This window comes from Rhodococcus sp. ACPA1, from assembly GCF_002300195.1.
GTDB lineage: Bacteria > Actinomycetota > Actinomycetes > Mycobacteriales > Mycobacteriaceae > Rhodococcus_F > Rhodococcus_F opacus.
Genome location: NZ_NSDX01000003.1, coordinates 422,384 through 446,684, shown reverse-complemented (window position 1 = coordinate 446,684; position 24,301 = coordinate 422,384). Strand labels below are relative to the sequence as shown.

Annotated in this window: 20 protein-coding genes; 6 read left to right on the top strand and 14 right to left on the bottom strand. The window is 65.8% G+C overall.

Translation table 11 applies throughout. The annotated features are described in order from the left end of the window. The first annotated feature begins 53 nt into the window (after positions 1 to 53). On the top strand, positions 54 to 1,436 hold the full coding sequence (locus tag CJ177_RS12595; protein ID WP_179443216.1) for an L-serine ammonia-lyase: 1,383 nt from the start codon (positions 54 to 56) through the stop codon (positions 1,434 to 1,436). 68 nt (positions 1,437 to 1,504) lie between these two features. Here the strand turns inward: CJ177_RS12595 and CJ177_RS12590 are convergent, their stop codons facing one another. From CJ177_RS12590 to CJ177_RS12580, 3 genes are all read right to left on the bottom strand, one after another. Further along, complete coding sequence (locus CJ177_RS12590) at positions 1,505 to 3,013, bottom strand: carboxyl transferase domain-containing protein (RefSeq protein WP_005250545.1); 1,509 nt, start codon at positions 3,011 to 3,013, stop codon at positions 1,505 to 1,507. Then, positions 3,013 to 4,209, bottom strand: coding sequence for a CaiB/BaiF CoA-transferase family protein (locus CJ177_RS12585; protein WP_005250543.1), 1,197 nt, complete (start codon positions 4,207 to 4,209; stop codon positions 3,013 to 3,015). Before CJ177_RS12585 ends, CJ177_RS12590 begins: the two co-directional genes overlap by 1 nt. A gap of 168 nt (positions 4,210 to 4,377) precedes the next feature. Next, the gene (locus CJ177_RS12580; protein ID WP_005250541.1) at positions 4,378 to 5,739 is read right to left on the bottom strand and encodes an SLC13 family permease; all 1,362 of its coding nucleotides are present in this window, start codon (positions 5,737 to 5,739) and stop codon (positions 4,378 to 4,380) included. 196 nt (positions 5,740 to 5,935) lie between these two features. Between CJ177_RS12580 and CJ177_RS12575 the strand changes: the two genes are divergently transcribed. Next, the gene (locus CJ177_RS12575; protein ID WP_025433397.1) at positions 5,936 to 6,631 is read left to right on the top strand and encodes a FadR/GntR family transcriptional regulator; all 696 of its coding nucleotides are present in this window, start codon (positions 5,936 to 5,938) and stop codon (positions 6,629 to 6,631) included. A 6-nt stretch (positions 6,632 to 6,637) separates the two neighbouring features. On the opposite strand, the gene CJ177_RS12570 is transcribed toward CJ177_RS12575, so the two are convergent. Genes CJ177_RS12570 through CJ177_RS12560 form a run of 3 tightly spaced genes read right to left on the bottom strand, consistent with a single transcriptional unit; the run spans position 6,638 to position 10,895 of the window. Beyond that, positions 6,638 to 7,819, bottom strand: a complete 1,182-nt coding sequence (locus CJ177_RS12570) for a CaiB/BaiF CoA-transferase family protein (RefSeq protein ID WP_061697340.1) — start codon at positions 7,817 to 7,819, stop codon at positions 6,638 to 6,640. Continuing rightward, a complete protein-coding gene (locus CJ177_RS12565) occupies positions 7,816 to 9,531 on the bottom strand; it encodes an acyl-CoA dehydrogenase family protein (protein ID WP_061697341.1) in 1,716 nt (571 codons plus the stop codon). Before CJ177_RS12565 ends, CJ177_RS12570 begins: the two co-directional genes overlap by 4 nt. Next, on the bottom strand, positions 9,528 to 10,895 hold the full coding sequence (locus CJ177_RS12560) for an MFS transporter (protein WP_095867861.1): 1,368 nt from the start codon (positions 10,893 to 10,895) through the stop codon (positions 9,528 to 9,530). The genes CJ177_RS12565 and CJ177_RS12560 overlap by 4 nt, the downstream gene beginning before the upstream one ends. 141 nt (positions 10,896 to 11,036) lie before the next feature. Between CJ177_RS12560 and CJ177_RS12555 the strand changes: the two genes are divergently transcribed. Beyond that, a complete protein-coding gene (locus CJ177_RS12555) occupies positions 11,037 to 11,939 on the top strand; it encodes a LysR family transcriptional regulator (protein WP_095867860.1) in 903 nt (300 codons plus the stop codon). Positions 11,940 to 12,056: 117 nt separating this feature from the next. Here CJ177_RS12555 and CJ177_RS12550 read toward each other — a convergent pair whose 3' ends face one another. Continuing rightward, on the bottom strand, positions 12,057 to 13,460 hold the full coding sequence (locus CJ177_RS12550; protein WP_061045971.1) for an acyl-CoA reductase: 1,404 nt from the start codon (positions 13,458 to 13,460) through the stop codon (positions 12,057 to 12,059). After that, a complete protein-coding gene (locus CJ177_RS12545) occupies positions 13,457 to 14,806 on the bottom strand; it encodes a hypothetical protein (RefSeq protein WP_061045972.1) in 1,350 nt (449 codons plus the stop codon). Before CJ177_RS12545 ends, CJ177_RS12550 begins: the two co-directional genes overlap by 4 nt. Before the next feature lie 230 nt (positions 14,807 to 15,036). Between CJ177_RS12545 and CJ177_RS12535 the strand changes: the two genes are divergently transcribed. Continuing rightward, the gene (locus CJ177_RS12535; protein ID WP_231913856.1) at positions 15,037 to 16,011 is read left to right on the top strand and encodes an SDR family NAD(P)-dependent oxidoreductase; all 975 of its coding nucleotides are present in this window, start codon (positions 15,037 to 15,039) and stop codon (positions 16,009 to 16,011) included. A 266-nt stretch (positions 16,012 to 16,277) separates the two neighbouring features. Here CJ177_RS12535 and CJ177_RS12530 read toward each other — a convergent pair whose 3' ends face one another. The 4 genes from CJ177_RS12530 to CJ177_RS12515 form a co-directional block, all read right to left on the bottom strand. Beyond that, positions 16,278 to 17,174 (bottom strand): NAD(P)-dependent oxidoreductase, encoded by an 897-nt coding sequence (locus CJ177_RS12530; protein ID WP_061045974.1) that lies wholly within the window; start codon positions 17,172 to 17,174, stop codon positions 16,278 to 16,280. Next, the gene (locus tag CJ177_RS12525; protein WP_061045975.1) at positions 17,167 to 17,562 is read right to left on the bottom strand and encodes a carboxymuconolactone decarboxylase family protein; all 396 of its coding nucleotides are present in this window, start codon (positions 17,560 to 17,562) and stop codon (positions 17,167 to 17,169) included. Before CJ177_RS12525 ends, CJ177_RS12530 begins: the two co-directional genes overlap by 8 nt. A 50-nt stretch (positions 17,563 to 17,612) precedes the next feature. Further along, positions 17,613 to 19,001, bottom strand: a complete 1,389-nt coding sequence (locus tag CJ177_RS12520) for an aldehyde dehydrogenase family protein (RefSeq protein ID WP_257014500.1) — start codon at positions 18,999 to 19,001, stop codon at positions 17,613 to 17,615. A 256-nt stretch (positions 19,002 to 19,257) separates the two neighbouring features. After that, positions 19,258 to 20,208, bottom strand: a complete 951-nt coding sequence (locus tag CJ177_RS12515) for an SDR family oxidoreductase (protein WP_257014499.1) — start codon at positions 20,206 to 20,208, stop codon at positions 19,258 to 19,260. A 118-nt stretch (positions 20,209 to 20,326) separates the two neighbouring features. On the opposite strand from CJ177_RS12515, the gene CJ177_RS12510 reads away from it, so the two are divergent. Beyond that, complete coding sequence (locus tag CJ177_RS12510; protein WP_061697064.1) at positions 20,327 to 20,974, top strand: TetR/AcrR family transcriptional regulator; 648 nt, start codon at positions 20,327 to 20,329, stop codon at positions 20,972 to 20,974. 83 nt (positions 20,975 to 21,057) lie between these two features. Here CJ177_RS12510 and CJ177_RS12505 read toward each other — a convergent pair whose 3' ends face one another. Then, positions 21,058 to 21,969: an alpha/beta hydrolase gene (locus CJ177_RS12505; protein ID WP_218835108.1), complete on the bottom strand. Its 912-nt coding sequence runs from the start codon at positions 21,967 to 21,969 to the stop codon at positions 21,058 to 21,060. Positions 21,970 to 22,188: 219 nt separating this feature from the next. After that, complete coding sequence (locus CJ177_RS12500; protein WP_179443215.1) at positions 22,189 to 23,331, bottom strand: helix-turn-helix domain-containing protein; 1,143 nt, start codon at positions 23,329 to 23,331, stop codon at positions 22,189 to 22,191. A gap of 213 nt (positions 23,332 to 23,544) precedes the next feature. On the opposite strand from CJ177_RS12500, the gene CJ177_RS12495 reads away from it, so the two are divergent. Beyond that, positions 23,545 to 24,282, top strand: a complete 738-nt coding sequence (locus tag CJ177_RS12495; protein ID WP_197436404.1) for a GntR family transcriptional regulator — start codon at positions 23,545 to 23,547, stop codon at positions 24,280 to 24,282. Positions 24,283 to 24,301: the final 19 nt, after the last annotated feature.

Here is a 24,301-nt window from a genome sequence, read left to right as displayed (position 1 = left end):
TCCGTTCCTCGCTGCGCTGCGGTACTCGTTGCGATGCTCCGGAAGGACCTCGCGTGACGATCAGTGTGTTCGACCTGTTCTCGGTCGGTATCGGACCGTCGAGTTCGCATACCGTCGGCCCGATGCGGGCGGCGGGCACGTTCGTCGACGACCTCGACACACTCGGCGTTCTCGGGGACGTCGCCGGTGTCCGTGTCGATCTGTACGGATCGCTCGCGGCCACCGGCGCCGGCCACGGCACGATGTCGGCGATCCTCCTCGGTCTCGAGGGGTACCGACCGGAGACCATCGCCACCGAGGAGATGGAGACGCGGCTCGCAGCGGTGCGGGCGAGTCGGCGGATCCGCCTCGGCGCGACGGTCGACATCCCGCTCGCCGAGGACGAGATGGTGCTGCACCCGTTGACGGTCCTGGACTTTCACCCCAACGGCATGACCCTCACCGCCACCGACGTCAAGGACCAGAAACTGCACGCGCAGACGTACTTCTCGATCGGCGGCGGGTTCGTCGTCACCGGCGACGAACCGGAGCTGTCCGTCGCCGCGGGCGCGAATTCGCTGTCGTTCGGGTCGGCGCGCGAACTGCTCGCCCTGAGCGAGCACTACGGGCTCACGATCAGCGAGGTCATGCTCGAGCACGAACGTGCCCTCCGGCCCGAGCCGGAGGTCCGGGCGCGGCTCCTGCACATCCGCGACGTGATGGTCGAGTGTCAGCGACGCGGAATCGGCCGGGACGGGTATCTGCCCGGCAGTCTACGGGTGCGCCGACGCGCCCGCGGCTGGTACGAGCGGCTGAACGTGGAGGATCCGGGTCGTGATCCCGCGTTCGCCGAGGACTGGGTGAACCTGGTGGCCCTCGCCGTCAACGAGGAGAACGCGTCCGGCGGACGCATCGTCACCGCCCCCACCAACGGGGCGGCCGGCATCATCCCGGCGGTGTTGCACTACGCGCTGCACTACACCCCCGCCGGGAAGGCCGACCCGAACGGAACGACGGTGCGATTCCTTTTGGCGGCCGGCGCAATCGGATCCCTGTACAAGGAACGGGCCTCGATCTCCGGGGCCGAGGTGGGCTGTCAGGGTGAGGTGGGTTCCGCGGCGTCCATGGCCGCCGCCGGGCTCGCCGAGATCCTCGGCGGCAGCCCGGAGCAGGTGGAGAACTCGGCGGAGATCGCGATGGAACACAGTCTCGGTCTGACGTGTGATCCCATCGGCGGCCTGGTGCAGATTCCGTGCATCGAGCGCAACGCCATTTCGGCGGGCAAGGCGATCAACGCCGCCCGGATGGCGCTGCGCGGCGACGGCACCCACCGAGTCAGCCTGGACCAGGTGATCGAGACGATGCGGGCCACCGGCGCCGACATGAGCTCGAAGTACAAGGAGACCTCCACCGGGGGGCTCGCCGTGAACGTGTCGGTGAATCTCGTCGAATGCTGACGCAAGTCCTCGAGGACCAGTGAATGGACGCGGTACCGGGGATCCGATCGGGATCCCCGGCACCGCGGTCACGCATGTGCGGGCTGCAACAGACCGATCCGGTCGAATCGCTCCGCACGGTCGGAGAGTCGCTGGGTGGTGTCTGCCGCATCGAGGAGCGACAGCTCGCGGTGGAGCACCGCACCCACCCGGGTGCAGAATGCCGTGGATTCTTCTGCAGCATCGGGGAATTCGGGAATCACCTCGTCCACGATGCCGCTCGCGAGGAGATCGGACGACCGGATTCCCTGCCGGGCGGCCATGTCCGGAGCGTGCGCGATGTCGTGATGCAGGATCGCGCTCGCACCTTCGGGCGGCAGGGGCGACAGCCAGCCGTGCTGGGCCGCGAGCACCCGATCGGCCGGGATCAACGCGAGCGCGCCGCCGCCGGTGCCCTGCCCGAGCAGCAGGGAGATGGTGGGAACGTCGAGCGAGACCATGTCGGCGATGCAGCGCGCGATCTCACCGGCCAGACCGCCTTCCTCCGCCTCCTTCGACAATGCCGCGCCCGCGGTGTCGATGACCGTCACCAACGGCAGGTTCAGTTCCGCCGCCAGCCGCATTCCCCGGCGGGCCTCCCGTAGCGCGCCCGGGCCGAGCGGCGACCGCGTGGTCTGCCCTCGACGGTCCTGTCCGAGCAGGACGCACGGCATGTCACCGAACCGGACGAGAGCGAGGATCAAGCCCGGATCGACCTCACCCTGACCGGTTCCGTTGAGCGGAAGAACATCCGACGCGGAGTGGAACATCACCTCACGCACACCCGGCCGGTCCTCGCGGCGTGAGGCGACCACCGAATCCCAGGCGGGGACGTCCGGCAGACTCTCGTGGACGGGGGCGTCCGCGAGCGACGGCCGGCCACCACGGCCGGAGGTGATGATGCGCAGCGCGCGGTCGACGATCTCGGCGAGTTGGTCCGGCGGCCGCACCGCGTCGATGAGTCCGTGCGCGTGGAGGTTCTCGGCGGTCTGGACGCCCGCCGGGAACGGCGACTCGTACAGGGCCTCGAACACCCGCGGTCCGAGGAAGCCGACGAGCGCTCCCGGTTCCGCGATGGTGACGTGGCCCAGCGATCCCCAGGACGCGAATACTCCACCGGTCGTGGGGCTCCGGAGGTAGACGAGATACGGCAGGTGCGCCTCCTTGTGCTTGATCACCGCCGCCGTGATCTTGACCATCTGCAGGAACGCGGTCGTCCCCTCCTGCATTCGCGTGCCTCCCGACGTGGGCAGGGCGAGCAGGGGAAGGCGTTCGTGAGTGGCGCGCCGGATCCCGGCGACCAGACGCTCGCCTGCGGCAACGCCGATGGAGCCGCCCAGAAAGCCGAATTCGCAGACGAGGATTGCCGTTCGGCGGCCGCGGATGGTGGCCACCCCGGTCAGCACCGCCTCGTCGAGGCCGGTCTTCTCCTGTGCGCGAAGAAGTTCGTCGGCGTACTCGGAGTCCGCCGCGACCTGGATCGGAGGCGTGTCCCACGACTCCCAGGTGCCGGCGTCGACCACGAGATCGAGCAGTTCGGGAGCTGTCAGGCGAGCCATCAGCTGCACTCTTTCAGCCACGACATCACGATGTCGTTGTCCGCGCCGAGGACCGGTGGTGCGGTGTGCCGGGTCTCGGTGACCTCGGTGCCGTCCGGTTCGAAGAACCGCAGGGGCGGGCCCGGCAGCGTGATGTTGCCGAGTGTGCGGTGGTCGACGTCGACGAGCAGTCCCTGCGACTTGGTCTGCTCCCATTCGTAGACTTCGGAGATCGTCCGGACGCGTCCGGCGGGCACCCCGATGCGGTCGAGTTCGCTGAGAAGTTCGTCGCTGGTGTACGCGCCGAACGCATCCTCGACCAGTTCCAGGACCTGCTTGTGGTTCTCGACGCGTTCGGGATTCGTGGCCATTCCGGGGGTGTCCGGATCGAGGTGGAAGCCCGCGCAGAACCGCTTCCACAGTCCTTCGCTGCCGACGGAGATCTGGACGGCGCCGTCGGCGGTGCGGAACAGCCCGTAGGGCGAGATCGAGGGATGGTGGTTGCCCTGCGCCTCGCCGACCTCGCCGGCGACGGTCCACTTCGTCCCCTGGAAGGCATGCACGCCGACGACGCTGGCCAGCAACGACGTTCGCACGACGCGGCCCCGTCCGGTGCGCTCACGTTCCTGCAGGGCGGCGACGACGCCGAACGCCCCGTACATGCCGGCGAGCAGGTCCGCGATGGGCACGCCGACGCGCTGGACGTCGTCGGGATTGGGGCCGGTCAGCGACATCAGTCCGGCCTCGCCCTGCGCGATCTGGTCGTACCCCGCGCGTCCGCCTTCGGGTCCGTCGTGACCGAATCCGCTGATGGACAGGACGACCAGGCGCGGGTTCAGCTCCGCGAGCCGTTCGGTGGTGAATCCCAGCCGGTCGAGGACGCCGGTGCGGAAGTTCTCCATGAGGACGTCGGCGCGCCGGACGAGGGATTCGAGGGTGGCCCGTCCGTCTTCGGCCTTGAGGTCGAGGGTGATCGACTTCTTGTTCCGATTCGCGGACAGGAAGTACGTCGATTCCCGCTCGGCGTCCGCCGGCTCCACGAAGGGCGGCCCCCATCCGCGGGTGTCGTCACCGCCGTGCGGGGTCTCGATCTTGATGACGTCGGCGCCGAGGTCGCCGAGCATCATCGCCGCGTGGGGGCCCGCGAGTGCGCGGGTCAGATCGACGACGACCACTCCTTGCAGCGGACCTGTGCGCTCCATCGTGTTCGTGGACATGTGAAACCACCCGTTACTTCCTGGCGAGAGCCGCGAGAGCTGGACTGTTGGTGCAGTGACCTAGTGGACTAGCCAATTAAATGAAACATCTGATCCGACCGATGTCAAGAGGTGAAAAATCGACTCAACAACGCAGGGAGGCGGGCCGGGTCGCCTCCCCGCCGACCGTCAGAGCCAGCCGGGCACCACGAGAATCGCCCAGGCCACGAGCGGCCCGATGGCGACGACGAGGGCGCTGTACTTCAGGATCTGCTTGTAGAAGCGGTCTCGATCGACGTTCTGCGCGTTCGCGAGGACCAGCGCCCCGTTGGTCGAGAACGGACTGACGTCCACGATGGTCGAGGAGATGGCGAGGGCGACGATGACGCCCACCGCGCCCACCTCGCCGGCGAGGAGGAACGGGACGGCGAGCGGAATGGTCGCTCCCAGAATCGCCGTGGACGACGCGAATGCGGAGACGATGGCGCCGATGTAGCAGAGGAGAAGGGCGACGAGGAGAGGCATCCCGAGGCTGGCCACCGCGTTTCCGACGTACTCGACGGTGCCCGCCTCCTGCAGTACTCCCACGAAGGTGAGCACGCCGCCGATGAGCAGAACCGTCGACCAGCTGATCTGAGCGATCGCACCCTTCTGCGCCTTCGGCGAGGCGAGTGCCAGGACGACGGCCACCGTCATCGAGATGAATCCCACGTCCAGGTCGAGGATCAGCGAGAACACGGCGAGCGCGGCGAGACCGACCAGAGTGAGGGCCTGATCGAATGTGACTCCGGAGCGTGCGGGTGCGCCGGCGAGGGTCGCCGTCGGGCGCACCTTGGTCGCGGTGGCCCCTCCCGATCCCGAGTCGCCTCCGGTCGCGGGCACTCCTCCACCCGAGACGCCGCCGGCTTCTGCCGTTTCCTCCGGGCCGTCGTCGTGCACGCTGCGGCCGATCAGGTCCCGTCCGCCGAGGAAGACGAAGAGGAGCACCCCGATAGCGGCGTTGAACAGGAGGCTTCCGAGGAACAGGGTGAGCGGGCTGTTGGTCAATCCCGCCTTGGACGCGATGTCGTTGACCGTGACGCCGTAGATGCTGATCGGCGAAAAGCCGCCTGCCTGCGCTCCGTGGACGACCATCATGCCCATCAGGAGGGCGTTGATCTTGTAGCGGGCGGCGAAGCCGAGAGCGATCGGCGCGACGATCGCGACGGCGGCAGGGCCGAGCGCGCCGATCGAGGTGAGTACCGCCGTGATCCCGAACATCACCCAGGGGATCAGCGCGACACGACCGCGGACCAGCCGGACCGCCCCGCGGACCATGAGGTCGACGGTCCCGTTGTTCTGGGCGATCGCGAAGAGGTAGGTGATGCCGACCAGCGTCAGGAACAGGCTGCTGGGGAATCCGGCAATAATGTCGTCGCTGCTCATGTGCAGTGACAGTGTTCCGACGAAGAAGGCGGCAACGAAGCCGAGAGCGCCCATGTTCACGGGCAGCACGGTCGCCGCCAGGAACATGACAGCGAGCGCAAGTATGGGGATCAACTCGGTCGACATGAAAGTCTCCGGTTCTGTGGCAGTGGCATCTGGTCTCGACCGCCGCCGGCGAGCAAATTGACTCAGTGGCAGATTGGCCTAGCCACTTCATAAAAGCAGTGTCGTGGATCACTGTCAATAGGAACTGTGGGTGCGGTTACATGCATATGCGAGATACCGTGGAGTAGTTTCAGTGGAATGGAGAGTGGGTGGCCCAGTGGCTGAGCAACTGCGTCCGGTAGCACGACCGCGGCTGTACGAGGTAATCGTCGAACAGCTCTGCGCCCATATCGCCGACCACGAGATGACGCCGGGCGACCGCCTCCCCGCCGAGCGTGAACTCGCCGCTCAACTCGGTGTGAGTCGCGCTTCCCTGAGTCAGGCGCTCGTCGCCCTCGAGGTGCAGGGCGTGGTGTCGGTGCGGCACGGGGACGGTGCCGTGCTCGTCCGCCGCCCCATCGAGGAACGAGCGGTCAAGGCGCTGCGGGAGCACGCCGATCGCCTCCCCGAGGTGATCGAGGCCCGTGAGGCGCTCGAGGTGAAACTCGCCGGGCTCGCCGCCGAGCGCCGGACCGACGCGGAGATGGCGGCGATCGATTCCGCCCTCGCGACGATGGAAGCCGAGGTCGCCGCGGGCGATCGCGGCGTCGTCGGCGACGAGCAGTTCCACGAGGCCATCACCGTCGCGGCGCACTCGTCACTGCTGGCCAAGCTGATGCACGAGATTTCCGGGCTGATCCGGGAGACCCGGATCGAATCCCTGTCACAAGCCGAACGCCCGCGGGCCTCGCTCGAAGGGCACCGCCGCATTGCGACGGCGATTCGAGACCAGGACTCCGCGGGCGCTTCCCGTGCGATGGCCGATCACATCCGGATGGTGTCCGACGTCGCGTTGCTGCGCGAGGGCGGGTAACCGGGTCTACCCGCCGACCACCGACTGCGGCCGGTGGGCACCGAGGATCTCGTCGGTGTCGGCGCCGAGTACCGGCGGCGCGGACGTCAGATGCGGGCGTTCGCCGGAGAAACTGACCGGGAACGCGATCTGCTGCAGGCTGCCCAGCGTCGGGTGGTCGACCATGCCGATCATTCCCAGTGCCGCAGTGTGCGGGTCGGCATAGATCTCGTCGAGATGCCGGATCGGTGACACGGGCACGGCGTGCGCGGTGAGCGTGTCGCACCAGTGCTCCACGGTGCCCGACGCGAAGGCCGTCGACAGTTCCCGCTCGAGATCGCCGCGATTCGCGACGCGGTCACGGTTGCGCTCGAAACGCGGGTCTGTCGTCAGGTCTTCGCGTGCGATCGCCGAGCACAGGCTCCCCCACTGGCTGTCGTTGCCCACCGCGACGACGAAGTATCCGTCGCTCGCGGGAAATGCTTGATACGGAGCGAGATTGGGATGACCGGAGCCCAGCGGGCCGGGACGCTCGCCGGTCGCGAAATAGTTGGTCGCCCAGTTCACGTGCAGGGCGAGCTGGCACTCGAACAGCGACGTCGTCACGTACTGCCCTCGGCCGGTCCGCGACCGCTCCACGAGGGCAGCGAGCACGCCGATCAGACCGAAGAGCGCCGCCCCCAGATCCCCCATCGCGAATCCGGCCTTCATCGGCGCCCCACCCGGCTCGCCGGTCAGCGACATCAGTCCGCCCGCGGCCTGCGCGATCATGTCGTAGCCCGGTTCGTCGCGCAGCGGCCCCGCCTCCCCGAACGCGGAGATGTGCAGCACGACCAGATGCGGGTACCGATCGGACAGCGTCCGGTAGTCGAAGATCCGCTGCAGCCCGCTGCCGGGCTTGAAGTTCTCGACGACGACGTCGGTCTCCTCCAGAATCCGGTGGATGACGTCCTGTCCCTCTTCCGATTTGAGGTCGACGGTCACCGACTTCTTGCCCCGGTTGATCGCGAGGTAGTACGTGGCGTCGGGGCCGACGAACGGCGGACCCCACGACCGTGTCGGGTCGCCGCCGTCGGGATGTTCGACCTTCGTGACGTCGGCGCCGAGGTCCGCGAGCGACATGGTGGCGTACGGTCCGGCGAGGATCTTGGAGAGGTCCAACACCCGCACCCCCGCGAGGGGCGCCGGTCCGGTGTGGGTCGTGGTCACAGGAGAACTCCTGTCGCAGAGTCGGATCGGGGTGCGGCGGCCTGCGCGGCGTCCGCCGCGACGGCGGTACCGTCGACGACGGCCGCCAGGTGGTCGAGGGCGGCCCCAGGGAGGTGGCCGGCGTCGCCGGACAGGTAGGCGTTGGCGACGAGCAGCGCCCGGTAGCCGCTGCCCGAGGTGATCGCGAAATCGGCGAGGTCGTAGAGCAGGGTGGCCATCGCCGCGCGGGCCAGTTCGTTCGCGTAGCGCGCGCACCCGGCCTGCGCGGTGTCGTCGTCTCCGGCAACCAGCAGGTCGCCTTCCGCGACCAGGTCGTCCCAGCGTCTGCCGAGAACGTCGGCGCCAGGGCCGCAGTCGGGTCCGAGTCCGGCGAGGATGCGGCGCATCGTGTCCGCCAGCCGGTGATGCGCACCGAGCTTGCGCATGCACCGCAGCACGTCCAGGGCGATGACGTTGCTCGAGCCTTCCCAGATCGACCCCAGGTGGGCGTCGCGGACCAGACGGGCGTGGGCCCATTCCTCGATGTAGCCGTTGCCGCCCCGGACCTCCATGGCCTCGCCGGTGACCACGCGCGACCGTTTGCAGATGTAATGCTTCGCCAGCGGGGTGAGGACCCGGATCAGGGCACGTGCGGAGTCGTCGCCGGCGTCCGCCGCCTGCAGGCACTGCGCGCTGTACGCCACCAGGGCGAGCGCCGCCTCGGCGTCCAGCGCGAGTGGCAGCAGGGTTGCGCGCATCAGGGGCTGGTCGAACAGGGCCTTGCCGAACACGACCCGCTCCCGGGTGTGGTCGACGGCGTCGCGCACGGCTCGTCGCATCAGCGCGCTCGACCGCATCGCGTTCGACAACCGCGACGTGTTCACCATCTCGGCCATCTGCCGGAACCCGCGGTCGAGTTCGCCCACCTGAAGGGCGTACGCACCGGTCAGCGACACCTCACCGCTGGGCATCGAGCGGGTGCCGAGCTTGTCCTTCAGCCTGTCGATCGTGTAACTGTTGCGTTCGCCGTTCGCCAGAACCTTGGGCACCATGAACATTCCGACGCCGCGGGTGGACTGGTCGTCGCCGCCGGGGAACCGGGCCAGGGTCACGATGACGTCGGCGTCGGGATTGGACGCGAACCACTTCTTCCCGGTCAGCCGCCACGCGTCGCCGTCACGCTCGGCCCGGGTCTCCGTGCGGGCGATATCGGTGCCGGCCTGCGGTTCGGTCATGAACATCGCGCCGGTCATCGCGCCGTCGGGGTCTGTCGAGGTCAGTGCGTCGATCCACGGTCCGAACACGTCCGGGTCGCCGAACATGCGCAGCGTGCGGGCGGCGGCATCCGTCATCGACACCGGGCACGCCAACCCGAACTCCGCCTGCACGAAGACGTACGACGCGAGGTACTTCACCAGGTGCGGCGGGACGTCGTCCCAGCCGTGCAGGCCGCCGCGGTGCGACAGTGCCGACAGTCCGTATTCGCTGTATGCGGCGCGGCACAGTTCCTGGTAGGAGGGGTGGTACGCGATCCGGTCGATGCGTTCGCCGTCACGGTCGAACTGCTGCAGCACCGGCGGATTCTTGTCGGCGGTGGCAGCGAGGGCGTCGAGTCGCCCCCCGGCGTCGGCGCCCAGCCGGTCGAGCAGGGTGTTCAGCTTGTCGCGGTCGGACGGTGCGGTCCACCGGTCGACGACGGCGCGTAGGGCGGGATCGGTGTGAGCGAAATTCATGAGTGAGCAACATCTTTCCGGGTCGAGGACTGTTCGGGACGAGATTCGGCGTCGGTCCCGCCCGAGCGGGCTTTCCCACGGCGGAGCAGCAGGGTCATGCAGGCGAGCGAGAGCACGACGTAGCCGAGTCCGAGGGCGACCACCGGCCAGATCGAGTCGGTGTGGGTGAGCAGGAACTGGCAGAGCATCGGGGCGGTTCCGGCGAAGATAGCCGTCGACAGCTGATACGACAGCGAGATTCCGGTGTAACGAACGTTGGTCGGGAAGACCTGAGCGAGGATGCCGGCAAGGGCGGCGTAGTACATCGCGTGCGGGGCGGTGGCCAGCACCATGCCGAGCATGGCCAGGGGCACCGACCCGGTCTGGACGAGAAGGAACATCAACGGCAGCAACACGAGTTCGGGCAGCAGCATCCACCGGATCGCCCGCGACGGATCGATTTTCGTGGCCAGCACGGCGCCGAACGGCTGCACGAGTACCTGCGCGACGAGCGCGATCGTGATCACGAGGAGGAAGTCCCCGCGGTCGAATCCGAGGTCGGCGGTGGCCCAGGCGAGTGCGAACGTGGTCTTCACGTAGGTGATGGCGACACCCGCGACCACGGCCCCCACGCCGAGGGCGAGTTCGACCGGGTGCGAGCGCAGTACCTCGACGAGCGGCGTCCGGGTGCGCTCCTGGGCGACGACGGCCTTCTTCATCTCCGGCGTCTCCGAGATCCGCAGCCGGATGTACAGCGCGACGACGACGAGCGCGGCGGACGCGAGGAACGGCAGACGCCAGCCCCAGGACTCGAACATGCTGTCCGACAACAGCGTCAGCGCCAGGAACGCGAGGGTCGCGAGCAGATTGCCGACGGGCGATCCCTGCTGCGCGAATGCGCCGTACAGCACCTTCTTGTTCGGTGGCGCGAATTCGGTGGCGATGAGCACGGCGCCACCCCACTCACCGCCCATCGCGATGCCCTGGACCACGCGGAGCGCGACGAGGAGGATGGGCGCCCAGATCCCGATCTGCGAGTAGGTGGGGAGGCAGCCGACGCCGACCGTTCCGATCCCCATCAGGATCAGCGTGATGATGACGGCGTTCTTGCGTCCGAACTTGTCGCCGAAGTGGCCGAACACGATCCCGCCGAGTGGGCGGGCCACGAAACCGATCGCGAACGTCGCGAATGCGGCGAGGGTGCCCACCGCGGGCGAGGCGTCGGGGAAGAACAACCGGCCCAGCACGAGTGCGGAGGCGGTGCCGTAGATGTAGAAGTCGAACCACTCGATGGTGGTGCCGACGAACGCGGTGACACCGGCCTTGCGGGCCTGCTTGGTGCTGTATTCGGGTGGTGCCGCGTCGCGGCCGGGATTCGGGTTCACGGTTCTCCCTGACTTTCGTGCTCTTGGGCGTCACACCGAGGTAGGGGTGGTGTGCATCACTATGGTCGGGATTCCGTGTAGAGTCCAAGACTTAATTCAGCTTATTTAGGTGATTCAGACACATAGTTTCGAGGAGGGGTCGTGGAACTCCGTCACCTGCACGCCTTTCTTGCCGTCGCGGAAGAACTGCATTTCGGGCGGGCCGCCGAGCGTCTCCATGTGGCGCAATCGCCGCTCAGCCAGACCGTGCGGGCCCTCGAACGGGAGCTCGGCACCGACCTGTTCGTCCGCACCACCCGCTCCGTGCGGCTCACTGCCGCGGGCGAGGCGCTGGTGGGTCCGGCCCGGACCATCGAGGCGCAGGTCGGGATCGTGCGGGGAATCGCGCAGGCGGCGGCCGCCGGGGAGACCGGCCGCGTGACCGTCGGCTTCGGCGGTGCAGGCGGATACACGGTGCTGTCCGTTCTCGCCCGCTCCCTCGCCGACGCCTACCCCGGCATCGAACTCGACTTACGCCCGCAGATGTACTCGGGTGAGGTGCTCGACGCCCTCACCCGCGGAACCCTCGACATGGGCATCGTGGGGTTGCCGGTCCCGCGGGGCTTCGCCACCCACACCGTGCTCGAGGAGGCACTGATGGTGGCGGTCCCGGCCGGGCACCGTCTCGTCGACGCGGGCGCCGTCGTGCCGCAGGAACTGGCGAGCGAACGGTTCGTGATCTACCCCGCCGAACACGGTTCCGTGGTCCGCGACGCCACGCTCGCCCTGTGTGCTGCGGCAGGATTCGCCCCCGTCGTCGCGCACGAGGCGCCCGACCCGTACAGCCTGCTCGCAATGGTCGGCGCCGGTGTCGGCGTGGCCGTCGTGGTGGATTCGACCGCACGCCTCACGATGGACGGCGTCGAATACCTGCCCATCGCCGGCGACGCCCCCACCCTCCCCATCGCCATGGCCTGGCAGGACTCCAATCCCTCACCTGCGGTGCAGACGGTCACCCGGGTACTGCGCGACGTGATCGGGGATGTCGACCCTTCAGACGCCTGACCGAATTACTCTTGTGTCAACCCGCTGCCGCTACGGGCGTTGCGCACGATTTCCTGGGCGGCGCGACCTCGGAGTCACCGAGGTCGCGCCACCCTTCCACAGCTCGCAGCACGATCACTAACCGGTCTGCACCCCATCCTCGTGCGCCATCCAGTGCACGAAGCGATGCAGCGGATACATGGCATCGTGAGGGTTGCCGATCGTGCTGGGTCCCGCCTCGCCCAGCCGGACGATGCGCTGCGCGCCGGCGCTTGCCAGCCGGTCGCGATAGTCCGGCATCCGCTCGAACGGGTAGCAGCCGACGGTCTGCGTCGCTACGTTGACATATTTCACCACGTCGTCGAGCGAGTTGACACGAACTACGTTGGCGGTCTTGTTGATCGGGTGGAAGTCAACGGGTTCGTCCGACCGGATCACCAGACCCTTCCCGTCGGTCCTGCCCCAGACGTGGAACTCGTCACTCATCATCGCCAGCGTGTCGACCTGCTCACGCAGGTCCAGGTCCATCGGCCGCGAGTCGCCCGAGGCGGCCGCCTTCTCGGCTATGCGTGTGTGCAGCCGTTCACAGAAGCGGTCGGCATCTTCGTAATTCGCCTCGACAAAAATGAAACGGCTTGCGACGCACGCCTCCTGATTCAGAACCATGACATCAGTGGCCGCCAGCTCGGCGACCGCCTCCAGCGCCGCGCCGGAGGCGAACGCTTCTCTACCGACCATGGAGATCGACGTCTTGGGATCGAACGACACCAACTGGAAGCCCGGACCGAGGTACTTGACGACGTTGTCGATCGCGTCGCCGCCGCCCCATGCGACGATCTTGTCGAAATACTGGGGCCGATACAGCACCTGCTCCACCGCATCGTCGCCGCCGCGCCAATAGACGGCCGACATCGACCGCACGATGGGATGGTCCGGATCGATACCGGCCATGGTCCGCAGGATCGCGACCGTCGTGAAGGGATCACTCGACGCCATCTTGAACAGATTGACGGCCTTCACCAGTGCACCCTGGGCGATGGACTTCACCGCCACCCCGGGAGAATTGCCCGGCAGCACATGGATCAGCCGCGGCGCGAAGGCGCGGACGAAGCTCTTGCGACCCTTGAAGTCCTGCTTGGGAACCCATTCATCCAGGGCCCTCGGGTCGGGGAAGTTCTGCTCGACCACGGTATGCAGAAGCCGTTTGTCGAGATATGCCGTCGCGCCGTAAACCTGGTCTCTCAGCACCCCACGCGGCAGTACGTGGGTGGCCGCCATGCGGTCGATGCACTCTTGCACGAAAGGATTCTGCGGATCACGGATCCGCTCGCCGGTCTCGACCAAGAAATCGATGATCTCCGAAAGCGGAACGTTGAGCAGCGGCGGCACCTCGGTCCGTGGATGCACCACACGGTCCAGGTCGATCGCCGGCGTCGCGAAGACGACTCCCAGGTCACGCGAGCGGTGGGTGACCGACTGGTCTTCCATCAACTCGCCACGCAGGAAGAACGGTGCGGCGACAACAGGTTCGGTCATGGTCATGATAGGCCCCTCACGTACGCGTCGACGGTTCCGGCGCAGCCGATTTTGTCGTCGTCTTTGACATCCGAATAGCGAACAATGTTGTTGCGGATCGACGGTCCCGCGCAGCCGCAGGCACAGGGGTCGAAATCGAGCGAAATCTTGTCGCCAGTGATGACGCCGCCCCACCGTCCGTCGAGGGAGAGGTCGAAAAACGCCGCGCGGCCCTCGATCTCACCTGACTCGTGCGGCAGCAATGTCTCGCCCTTCTCGTCGAGAATGAAGGGCACGATCCACGGAGGAACGTGATAGCGATCGCCCACTTGACATTTGGGCATACCCGAGTTGAGCTCCTGCATGGAGTAGTTCTGGAAGTTACGGTTGTCCGGGATATTGAAGGTCTCGTGGACGAATTCCCGGTAGTCCGGCGGCAGTTGCGCGCGCTTGAGTCCGCCGCCGACGTATATGCAGTTGTCCGGGTGGAAGTCTTTCGCCGAGAACCCACGCTCACGAACGATCTTGGCGACCTGGTAGAGCGCATTCCACATGCCCGAGACGAACAGCTTGTCGGCGCGGTACTCGATGAGTTGCTCGGCGGCCACGATCATCGCCTTGTCGAGGGCCTCCTGCCGCTCGGCCGAGGTCCGCTCGAACTCGGCTAGTTCCTCGGGCCGCGCTGTGCCGTCGGTGATCTTCTTGCGAAGTACGACCATCGTGGTCAGCGAGCCCACGGTGATCGGCGGAATCGGCAGGCGGAACGCCGGTTTGTCGGGATCCCCAAACGCCGCCGCCTGCGCGTCGCCGATGAGGACGTTCTTCGGCACCGCAGCGATGGGCGCGACACCGATCCTGCGCCGGTCTTGCGCCGGCGCGACGCCCGAACCCCAGGCGAAGACGTTGACCGTGTCCTTACGCGACCAGTCCATGTCCTTGTCCGAGGCCAGCAGCATCGCCGACTTGCCGGTCGTGCCGCTGGAACAGGAAAGGAAGTGCCCCTTGGCCTGCAGACGTGCGATCCACTCATCGATATCGGCAATGTCCGACGTCTCGATGGGGCTGATCGGATAGGGCGAGACGGTGCCGAGCCACACGCCGAGCCGATCCCAGCGTTGCTCGGTCAGGAAGCCTTCGGGGTAGCTCTTATAGGCCGTGTGAGGGAACAGCAACGGCACCATGTCGGCGCGGTCGCGGACCTCGGTGATGCCGCCTTCTCGTGCTCGATGTCCAAGCAGCTTGATGCGGTCCCTGCGCTCCTGGAACTTTTCGTTCAACGCCGCGACCTGCGTCTCGCGGAGTTCGGAGTGGGAGTACCGGAAACGGTCCTCTGCGTCGACCAGCCGAGTCAATTGCTCGGGGGGTGAGTTCACGGGGCTTCCCTTCGGTATACGTTGCCATAAATAGCAACTCATGCGTATCATTAATTCGGTAACCTCATAATGACGAAGGCAAGGGTGTTATGCAAGAGCGATTTTCGGCGAGGCCGACTTGTCGAAAGTGACGCCGCCCGCGCCGCGGCGTCGGGCGCCCCACCCCCGAGCAGGCCGAGGCACGCCAGGACGATCTGCTCGATACCCACACGCGACGACGTGGACCAGGGGTGCACCTCGCCGTTCATCCACTACTCGACGGCCTCAGGCCGCGCTCAACACCTAGGGAGAATTCCTTGCATATCGATACGAACAGACCGGTCGCGGTCGTCACCGGAGCCAGCTCGGGCATCGGCGAATCGACCGCCCGCCAACTCGTGGAACTCGGCTGGCAGGTGATCGGCGTCGGCCGCGACCGGGAGCGCAGTGCCGCCGCCACCGCGCGTATTGCTGTCGCAGCCCGCGATGGCGGCACCTTCACCATGCTGCGTGGCGACTTCACCCTGATGTCGGAAGTCGAGCGGGTCGCGGGTGAGATAGGGGCACTCACCCCTCGCCTCGACGTCCTCGTCAACAACGCCGGCGGTGTGAGCGATCAGCGGATCGTCACCGACGAGGGCACCGAGGCGACGTTTGCCGTCAATCACCTCGCCCCATTCCTGCTGACGCGGAGGCTGATTCCGCTGCACGGGGAATACGCGGCAGCTCGGCCGGGCCGCTCCGTCCGCGTGATCGCCGTGTCGTCGAACGCGCACCGCATGATCCAGGAATTCGACTGGGACGATTTACAGAGCCTGCACGAGTTCGATCCCATCGTCGCCTACGGCCGGGCGAAGCTCGCCAATATCCTCTTCACCCGCGAGCTCGCCCGGCGTGGAGACGCAACCGGGATTATCGCCCAGGCCATGCATCCCGGCGTGGTGGCCAGCAACTTCGCATCCCACGGGACCGAGGCACTGCAAGCGCACATGGCCACCGCCGACACGGTCTCGGCGGACGAACCGGCTGAAACGCTGGTCTGGCTGGCCACCGCCCCCGCGCCTGGCCGCGACGGCGGCCGCTACTTTCACCGTAAGGCCGAGGCGACACCCACTGCGGCCGCACAGGACGATGCCGCCGCCACTCGTCTCTGGAACGAGAGCGAAAAAGTTTTGGCCGAACTCGGCTTCCGGATCGCGGATACTGCCGAGTCAGGACAGAAGTAGCAGTTCTCAGGGCAACGTCGGCGACCCGAAGCTTCCGGCTCGTCCTCGCAGACCCGGCGGGCCCTGCTCCCAGATCGGACAGCACGTCCTCGCCGGGATCGTCCATCTCGGCTTGCTCGGCTCAAACCGTCGGCATGCCAACTCAGACGAGATATAGTACGCCATTGACGCCGAGCGACTGCCCAGTCACGTAACCGGCCTCATCCGATGCCAAATCCGGTCCTTCGTCAGCCCCTTGCACAGCGCGATCACAACCAATGGGAGCTTCACACATCCTTGGCTTCGGTTCCGGCCAGAGCCCACCGGGCGATCTCCATCTGGTCCGCACTCGCCCCCAGGTCGGCGTCGGCCTGCGACCAAACCTGTACCGCCCGGTCACCGAGTGCTGTGCCGATCCCGAGTTCAGCTGCCAGGCCCGTGGCAATACGCATGTCTTTGAGCATGAGGCGCAGTGCGAAACCGGAGTTGTAGGTCTCGGGGAGGACGAAGCTTGGGAACTTGGATTCACTCGCCGCACTGCGCCCACTCGCCGCGTTGATCGTCGATACGATTACCTCCGGGTCGAGGCCGAAGCGGCGGCCGATCGCGAAGCCTTCGGCAGTAGCCAACAGTTGAACCGCCGCGAGTAGATTGTTGATGGCCTTGAGAGCGTGCCCCGCACCGGTATCGCCCACTCGGAGCCAAGTGCCCAGTGGAGCCAGCATCGAACTAATTTGCGCCACAGCGGCTTCGTTCCCCGCAGCCATGATTGTCAGTGTGCCGGCCGCGGCGCCGCTGATGCCGCCGGATACCGGTGCGTCGATCAATGTGACGCCTCGTTCAGCCAGTTCGAGAGCAAGACGGCGGGTCGATGTGGGCTCAGACGACCCCATATCGATGATGATGGTGCCGGAGCGCAACTCGTCGAGCACGTCGACGTCGTCGAGCACGGACTCCACCACAGTGGAATTCGGCAGCATGAGGATGACAATGCCTGCTCCGGCCACGGCCTGCGCTGGAGTTGGGGCCACAGTTCCCCCCGTCTCGGCAAGTGATCGGCGGGCGGCCTCCTGTAGGTCGAATCCTATTATCTGGAAGCCGGATTCGACCAGTCGGCGTGACATGTGCGCGCCCATGTTGCCCAGGCCGATGAAGGCGATGTGTCCGTTGCTTGTTTCAGGCATCAGTGCGCTCCGACAGGATTTCGTCAGCAATGCGGAAGGATTCGATGGCGGCGGGGACGCCGGCGTAGACGGCGGTCTGGAGGAGGACCTCACGGATCTCTTCGTCCGTCGCCCCATTGGTCAATGCGCCGCGCACGTGGGTAGCGAACTCCTTGGGCCGGTTGAGAGCAGTGAGCATCGCCAGGTTGATCAGAGATCGGGTGCGGCGGTCGAGGCCCGGCCGGGTCCAGATGGCACCCCAGCAGTACTCGGTGACGAGATCCTGTATAGAAGAAGAGAATTCGCTGGCATCGACCAGGGCGCGGGTGACGTACTCGGCTCCGACGACCTCGCGGCGGACTTGCAGACCCGCCTCGTAGGTCTCGCGGTGTGTGCGATCAGTGTGCATGTTGTGAATCCTTCGATCAGTCGAGGAACAGGTCCGGGGCCGGGTTGAGGTCAGAGTTTGACGATCACGGTCTTGGTCTCGGTAAACGCGTCCAACGCCTCGTACCCCTTCCCACGGCCGTAGCCGGACTTCTTGAAACCGCCGAAGGGGAACTCCACCCCACCACCCGCCCCATACGTGTTGACATAGACCTGCCCGGCCTGAATACCGGCAGCCAACCGATGCGCGCGCGAAAGATCCCGCGTCCAGACCGACCCGAGCAAGGCATATTGGGTCCCGTTCGCCAACGCGAGTGCCTCCTCTTCGGTGTCGAAAGTGTTGCAGACCAACACCGGACCGAATACCTCCTGCTGAGCGATGTCGGACCGCGGATCGACACCATCGACCAGCGTCGGAGCGAAATAGGCGCCACCCGCAAGACCGGGTTCGTCGGGAATCGAACCGCCGGCGACGACCTCTCCCGTGCTCAGATCGCTCAGGAATCCCTGGACCCGGGCCTGCTGTTTGAACGACACCAATGGTCCGAGGTCCATGTCGGCCGAACCGGGTCCGATACTCACCGCGCCGAACCGCTCGGCCACCAAATCCAGAACCTCGTCATGGACCGAGGCATGCACCAACAGACGCGAGCCCGCCGAACACGTCTGCCCAGCGTTCTGCAGAACCGCCTTCGCCACGAACATGGCCGCCAGGTCAAGGTCGGCGTCGGGGAAAACGATCTGAGCTGACTTGCCGCCAAGCTCGAGAACGACCGGCACCACCCGATCTGCGGCCGCGTGCGCGATCACCGACCCGATCTGGGTGGACCCGACAAACCCGATATGGTCGACCCCGTCATGGGCGCTCAACGCGGCACCCGCCTCGACTCCGAGACCCGGCACGACATTCAACACACCCGCCGGGATCCCCGCCTCGATCGCCAACTCGGCGATGGCGACCGCGGTACGTGGCGTTTCATCTGCGGGCTTCGCCACACAGCAGTTGCCGGTAGCAATCGCCGGAGCCACCGCACGCGCGAGAAGCTGCATCGGATAGTTCCAGGCAACGATATGACCCGTCACACCGTACGGCTCGCGGCGCGTATAGGCATGTATATCAGGACCCAACGGGATCGTGATCCCGTAGTAGGAATCGATCGCGTGACCATAGAAGCGGAAGTAGCGAGCGCACACGACCGCATCGGCTCGCGCCTGCCCCAACGGTTTACCCGAATCCTCACTCTCCAACAACGCCAACCCTGCCGCGTCACGTTCGATCAGATCCGCCAGCCGGGTCAACAACTTGGCACGGGTCTCCGGCGACGTCTCCCGCCACGACCGCTGTGCGGCCCGGGCCGCACACACCGCCCGATCCACTTCGTCAGGCCCGCACCTGACCACAGCCCCCAGCGACACACCGGTCGACGGATCGATGTTGTCGTAAGTACCCGACGTGAGCACCCGACGTCCATCAATGAAGGCCGCAACTGTCTCCACCACTCAACACTCCTCACTCTTCACTTTCATGGATGCACGACGGCCTCGAAGACACGTTCAGACTCGTCGGCTTCGAACCGTTGGGTTGTCAATGCCCCGGCGACATCCGGCGATCCCGCCGGGCTCGACGACGGAGGCGTCCTCGAGGCACAAGCAGTCGGGTGGTGGAACCAGCATCGCCGGCGGCGCCGTGAAGTACTCCGACAGGCTGCCCGGCCCGTCATGCCGAGAATGCCGATACCTGATTCGCGGCACAGGTTGCATAGGCCGCTGTCGCACGATTCGCAGCCACCGTCGTCGCGGCAGCCCGCAGCGGCCCGAAATCTCCGGCCGCGCGGGCGGCGGCGGCGGCGCTGGCCCCACCGTCGACCAGCAGGTCGATACCGTTGAGGAAGCTCGCCTGTTCCGACAGCGCGAATGCCACCACGGCGGCGATCTCCGCGTCATGCCCCCTGCGCTGCACGATCCGATCGATGCACGAGTGTTCGGCAGTCTCCGACCGCACCGGCGACCTGTCGATGTTGTCCGTGGACACGGAACAGATGCGCGCGCCCACGGACCCGAGCCGCACCGACTCCCGCCGAACTAAGCGTTCCAAGCCACGCTTGGCCCAGGTGCGGGCCGTGGCCGGATCCTCGATGTCCGGTCCGAGCGCCTCGCGCAGCCGGTGTAGGAACTGCTGGGCCAGCGGGTCGTCGAGGACGGTCGGCTCAGCCGCGTCGGAAGTATCCGGGCTCGGCATCGACGACATACCCGCCAACACCACCATGGCGCTGCCGTTGTCGGCCAGCGGCCGGAGAGCAGCCGCGAGCCGGGCAGTGGCGACGAGGTCCACGGTGAGAATCTGCCGCCAGTCGGCCGAGGTGGGCGAGCAGGCGTCGGCATGCGCGACTGCCCGCAGCGTGCCCAGGTCCCCGATTCGCGCCACCAGGTGCGCGAGATCCTTGCGGTCGGTGAAGTCGAGAGTGAACGGCACGGCGTCCACACCCGCATCGTTCACGAGTTCGCGGGCCACGGCCGCAGCGGCGTGCGGGTCCCGGTCGGTGAGCAGTAGTGTTTCCACATGATCGACGAGCTGCCGCGCGCAGGCAGCTCCCAGTCCGTAGCCAGCGCCGGTGACGACACCCACGGTCGTGCTGTGGAGTGTGGATTGCTCCGTGGGTGCGTTCACGGGGCGTCCCTTCGGTAAACGTTGCCACAAATAGCAACTCGTGCGTATCATTAGTTCGGTAACCTCATCATGACGAAGGCAAGGGTGTTATGCAAGAGCGAATCTCAGCGAGGCCGACGTGACCAGAGCGACGCCGCTCCCGCGCCGCGGCGCCGGACGCCCCACCCGCGAGCAGGCCGAGGCACGCCAGGACGAACTGCTCGATACCGCACTCCAGCTGTTCCTCGAGCACGGCTTCGAAATAACGACGATCGAGATGATCGCCACCCACGTCGGCATGACCAAGCGCACGGTCTACGCCCACCACCCCGACAAGGCGTCGCTGTTTCTCACCGCGGTGCGGCGGGCCATCAACCGGCAGATCGTGCCCCACCATGTCCTCGAAGACTTCGATCGAGGTAATCTCACCCAAACACTGGAAGCGATCGCCCGGCTGCACATCGGCCAGGTTATGACGCCCGACGGTCTGCGCCTGCAGCGGATCATCAACACCGAAAGCTACCGATTCCCGAGCATATTCGCCGAAAACTACGAACAGCGCTCCAAACCGGTGCTCGACTTCGTCGCCGGCCTGCTCGACCGGGCCATCGCCGCAGGCGACATCGCACCCACCACAACCGAACTCGCCGCCATCGCGTTCATGAACATGGCGGTCGGCGGCTCCGTGCGCTCGATCGTGAGCGGCCAAACACCCACCCGCGACGAAGTCGATCAGAGGGTGCACTTCACCGTTCATCTGCTACTCGACGGCCTCAGGCCGCGCTGAACACCTGGTAGTGCCGGATTCAGCTTGCGATAGTCGTGCTCGAGACGCCAGCGAATCTCGGCGCGCGCGCTGGAATACTCGAGTCAGCTCAATGCGCGTGCGATATAGGCTCTGCGGGTTTGCCCCGCAATCTTGGAGATGTCTGACGTGACGACTACTTCGAATCCGTGAAACGCACCGGGCCACACGTGCAGTTCAGCGAGGACACCGGACTGGGATAGGCGGGCCGCGAAGTTGATGACCTCATCGCGGAAGGTCTCGACCTGGCCGACATCGAGGAATGTCGGAGGTAGTCCGGAGAGGTCGGTGGCGCGCGCCGGCGCAGCATAGTAGGACACGTCGGGTCCGCCTGCTGCATCTCCGAGGAGAGCCCCCCAGCCTGTCTTGTTCGAGGTACGGTCGAACACTCCGATACCATCGAGTTCCTGACTCGATGGCGTAATTCCCCGATCGTCGAGCATCGGACACCCCAGCACCAAGTGGGAGATTGCCGGGCCGTTGTGGTCGCGGGCAAACAAGGCGATTGCCGCAGCCAGTCCGCCTCCTGCGCTAGCGCCCATGACGATGATTCGCGAGGAGTCTATGCCCAGGTCTTCCGCGTTCTCTGTTATCCATACCAAACCCGCGTAGCAGTCTTCCACGGGTGCGGGGTACGGGTTCTCCGGGGCGAGCCGGTATTCAACTGAAACTGCCACTACGCCAAGTTCGTCCACCAAATCGGCCAGGCCATCTACTCCAGTGAACCTGGTTCCCATGACCATCCCCCCACCGTGGATGTAGTAGATCGTCGGGGAAGGGACAGTCCGCGGGTTCGTCGGCGCCATGATCAACACGGTGATATCGGGTCCGCCGAGGGGGCCAGGAACTTCTCGTTCGGTGACCTCGATGCTGCCATCGCGACGCAAGCGCTCGAGTTGGACATCACGATCGGGCAGCTGATTCAGGCGGCGTTCTCGAGCTTCGAGGATTTCGTGGGGGTGGAGCGTGGAGGACATGAATGGGATTCGTGCGAGCCCTGCTGCGAGTTCCGGGTCTAGCGGCGGAGGGGTACTTGTACGGATGGCGTTATCGAGAGTCATCGTGTCTCCTCAGAATTTGCGATGTCCTCCCACTATCGGGTTTCATCGCCGCCGACGCTACCGCCGATCGTCTGTTCCTGGCCGCGATGCGTCAGACGACTGTCGGTGCGAGCTCTCCGAGGCGCCGGTCCGCTACTACGATTCGCCATTATTCAGAAAATGTAGGGACTGCAGTGCGATTCGGGCTCGAAGTATTCCGTCCGGTGTGCCAAGATCCCACCCCAGTCGCTCCTCCGCTCGTGTAACCCGAGCCGCAATTGAACTGTGGTGCATATGCAGGGAGTTCGCGGCCAGGCGGAGCGATCCAGTGCGGCAGAGAGCGTCCAACGCACGTAAGTCGAGTTTCCCACTCTCTGTCTCCGAAATGGCCTGGAGTGCGACCACGTCCACGTTTGCCGCGATCTGACTTATCGGAACATCGGCAAGCAATGTGAGGGACCCGAGTAATGCATGGTCGACGACCGCCGAGTTCTCGCCTTGAACCGTGAATCTCAACGCCAAGAGTGCTTGCAACCACGAGGTACGAGCATCCTGCGGCGAGACCAGGTTGCCAATGCCCACCCGCAGGTCCAAGCTCCGCCCTGATCCAGGATCTCGCTCTTGAAGGCGATCTCGGACGCTGCCTTGGAGGTCTGAGACGACGAGGTCGGCGTTCTGACGTGGCTGCAGGATCAATCCGGCGGTCCGCCCAACCGTGGCCACCCGCAGTGGGCGCACCGGAGTGCGGGTTCTGGCTACAAGCGCTACTGCTTCCGTTCCTGGGTCCCGGTCCTCCGATGTAGAGACGGCAACGATGCGTATCGGGAGGTTCGGCACGAGGCCGAGAAGTTGAATTGCGCGCGCCCGTTCCTCCGTTCCGGCGGACTCCGAAATCAGCAGTTCGGTCAGTGCTGGATCAGCAATAGTTGCGGCAGAAATCACGCGGGGCGGAGTAACCAGCACCCGAGTCGCCAGAGCAAAGCGCTCGAGTATGAGGTCGTCCAGGGCCTCCGCATCACCTTCGCGTTCAATCCAGACTGCCCGGCCATCGCCCAAGTCGATACGACTGCGTGGAACATCTCGATCCGAAGAATCGACGGTCCCGTTGTGAGCGACGCGCAATGCAGTCCCATCGAGCAGATGCATCCCGGCAGTGCATTCGGCAAGGGCTGCAGTCGCTCTGGTCAGGGTCGATGCCGAAACCCGGCCTTCGACCAGAGCGTCGAACGCCGCGATGACTCGAACGGCTGCTTCGGCTCGTGAGTCGATCTCGGACAATCGCGCGAGCAATCCGAACATGGGTCCAATCTCCGCTCTCATCCGATTGTCTGTAGTAAGTTGTACTGCCTGTTTCAGCTGTTCAACACTTATGTGCTGATCCTCGCGACGGGAACACTGGTCAGCGATAGTGGTCGCGCGGGGCCCTTCCCGGGCATGGGCACTCGAACACCCACCGGTCAGTCCACTACTCTAGATCCCGGGGGTCAATACCACGCGGGAAGGTGAGGTGCCGTGGTTCGATCCGCGTCCCAGCCGAAGAATGACTCGACTTCTGCCGGCAATGCCGAAAACAACGGCGTCGACTCCACCCGCCGACGCAGGGTGCCGATCGTGGACGAGATCACCGCTCTCCTACGAGAGCGTATCTATGCACAGCACTACGCAACCGGCGTATGGCTGAAGCAGGAGCAGCTATCCGACGAACTCGGGGTCAGTCGCACACCGCTGCGTGAGGCGCTGCGGCGACTCGAGCAGGAGGGCCTGGTTCGTTCCGAAGCCGGCAAGGGTGCCCGCGTCATCTCCGGGGATGTGCACACGCTGCTGTCGGCCTACGAACTGCGCGCTGTCGTGGATGGTCTGGCAGCGCGGTTGGCATCCGCGAACCCGTCTCCGGCACGCGTGCGGGAGATGCGGCAACTCATCGACGCGCAGCGCAAAGCAGTCGATCCGTGGAATCCGCGCGGGTACTCCAAACTCAATGTCGATTTTCACGAGCTCATCGTGCACATGACCAATAACGAGTTTGTCATTGCGCAGACCTCGATTATTCGCATGACAGCGCAGGTGTTCGCCCCCGTCGCGATGATCGAACCGAGTAGCGCTCTGCGTGCCATCGAAGAGCACGCAACAATCGCCGACGCGATTGAAGCGGGAGACGGTGTCACCGCGGAGATCGTCGCCAGAAGACACATTGAGAAGACCATCACGCAGCTCAGATTTGGGGCCGCGCGCACCGACAGTATCCGATAACGGAAGCGTCGTATACAGG

Coding starts and splice junctions, on each gene's coding strand:
- CJ177_RS12590 (WP_005250545.1), bottom strand. CDS start 3,013: ATGGCTCGCCTGACAGCTCCCGAACTGCTCGATCTCGTGGTCGACGCC.
- CJ177_RS12585 (WP_005250543.1), bottom strand. CDS start 4,209: ATGTCCACGAACACGATGGAGCGCACAGGTCCGCTGCAAGGAGTGGTC.
- CJ177_RS12580 (WP_005250541.1), bottom strand. CDS start 5,739: ATGTCGACCGAGTTGATCCCCATACTTGCGCTCGCTGTCATGTTCCTG.
- CJ177_RS12565 (WP_061697341.1), bottom strand. CDS start 9,531: ATGAATTTCGCTCACACCGATCCCGCCCTACGCGCCGTCGTCGACCGG.
- CJ177_RS12550 (WP_061045971.1), bottom strand. CDS start 13,460: ATGACCATGACCGAACCTGTTGTCGCCGCACCGTTCTTCCTGCGTGGC.
- CJ177_RS12530 (WP_061045974.1), bottom strand. CDS start 17,174: ATGCCTGAAACAAGCAACGGACACATCGCCTTCATCGGCCTGGGCAAC.
- CJ177_RS12525 (WP_061045975.1), bottom strand. CDS start 17,562: ATGCACACTGATCGCACACACCGCGAGACCTACGAGGCGGGTCTGCAA.
- CJ177_RS12505 (WP_218835108.1), bottom strand. CDS start 21,969: ATGTCCTCCACGCTCCACCCCCACGAAATCCTCGAAGCTCGAGAACGC.
- CJ177_RS12500 (WP_179443215.1), bottom strand. CDS start 23,331: ATGTTCGGATTGCTCGCGCGATTGTCCGAGATCGACTCACGAGCCGAA.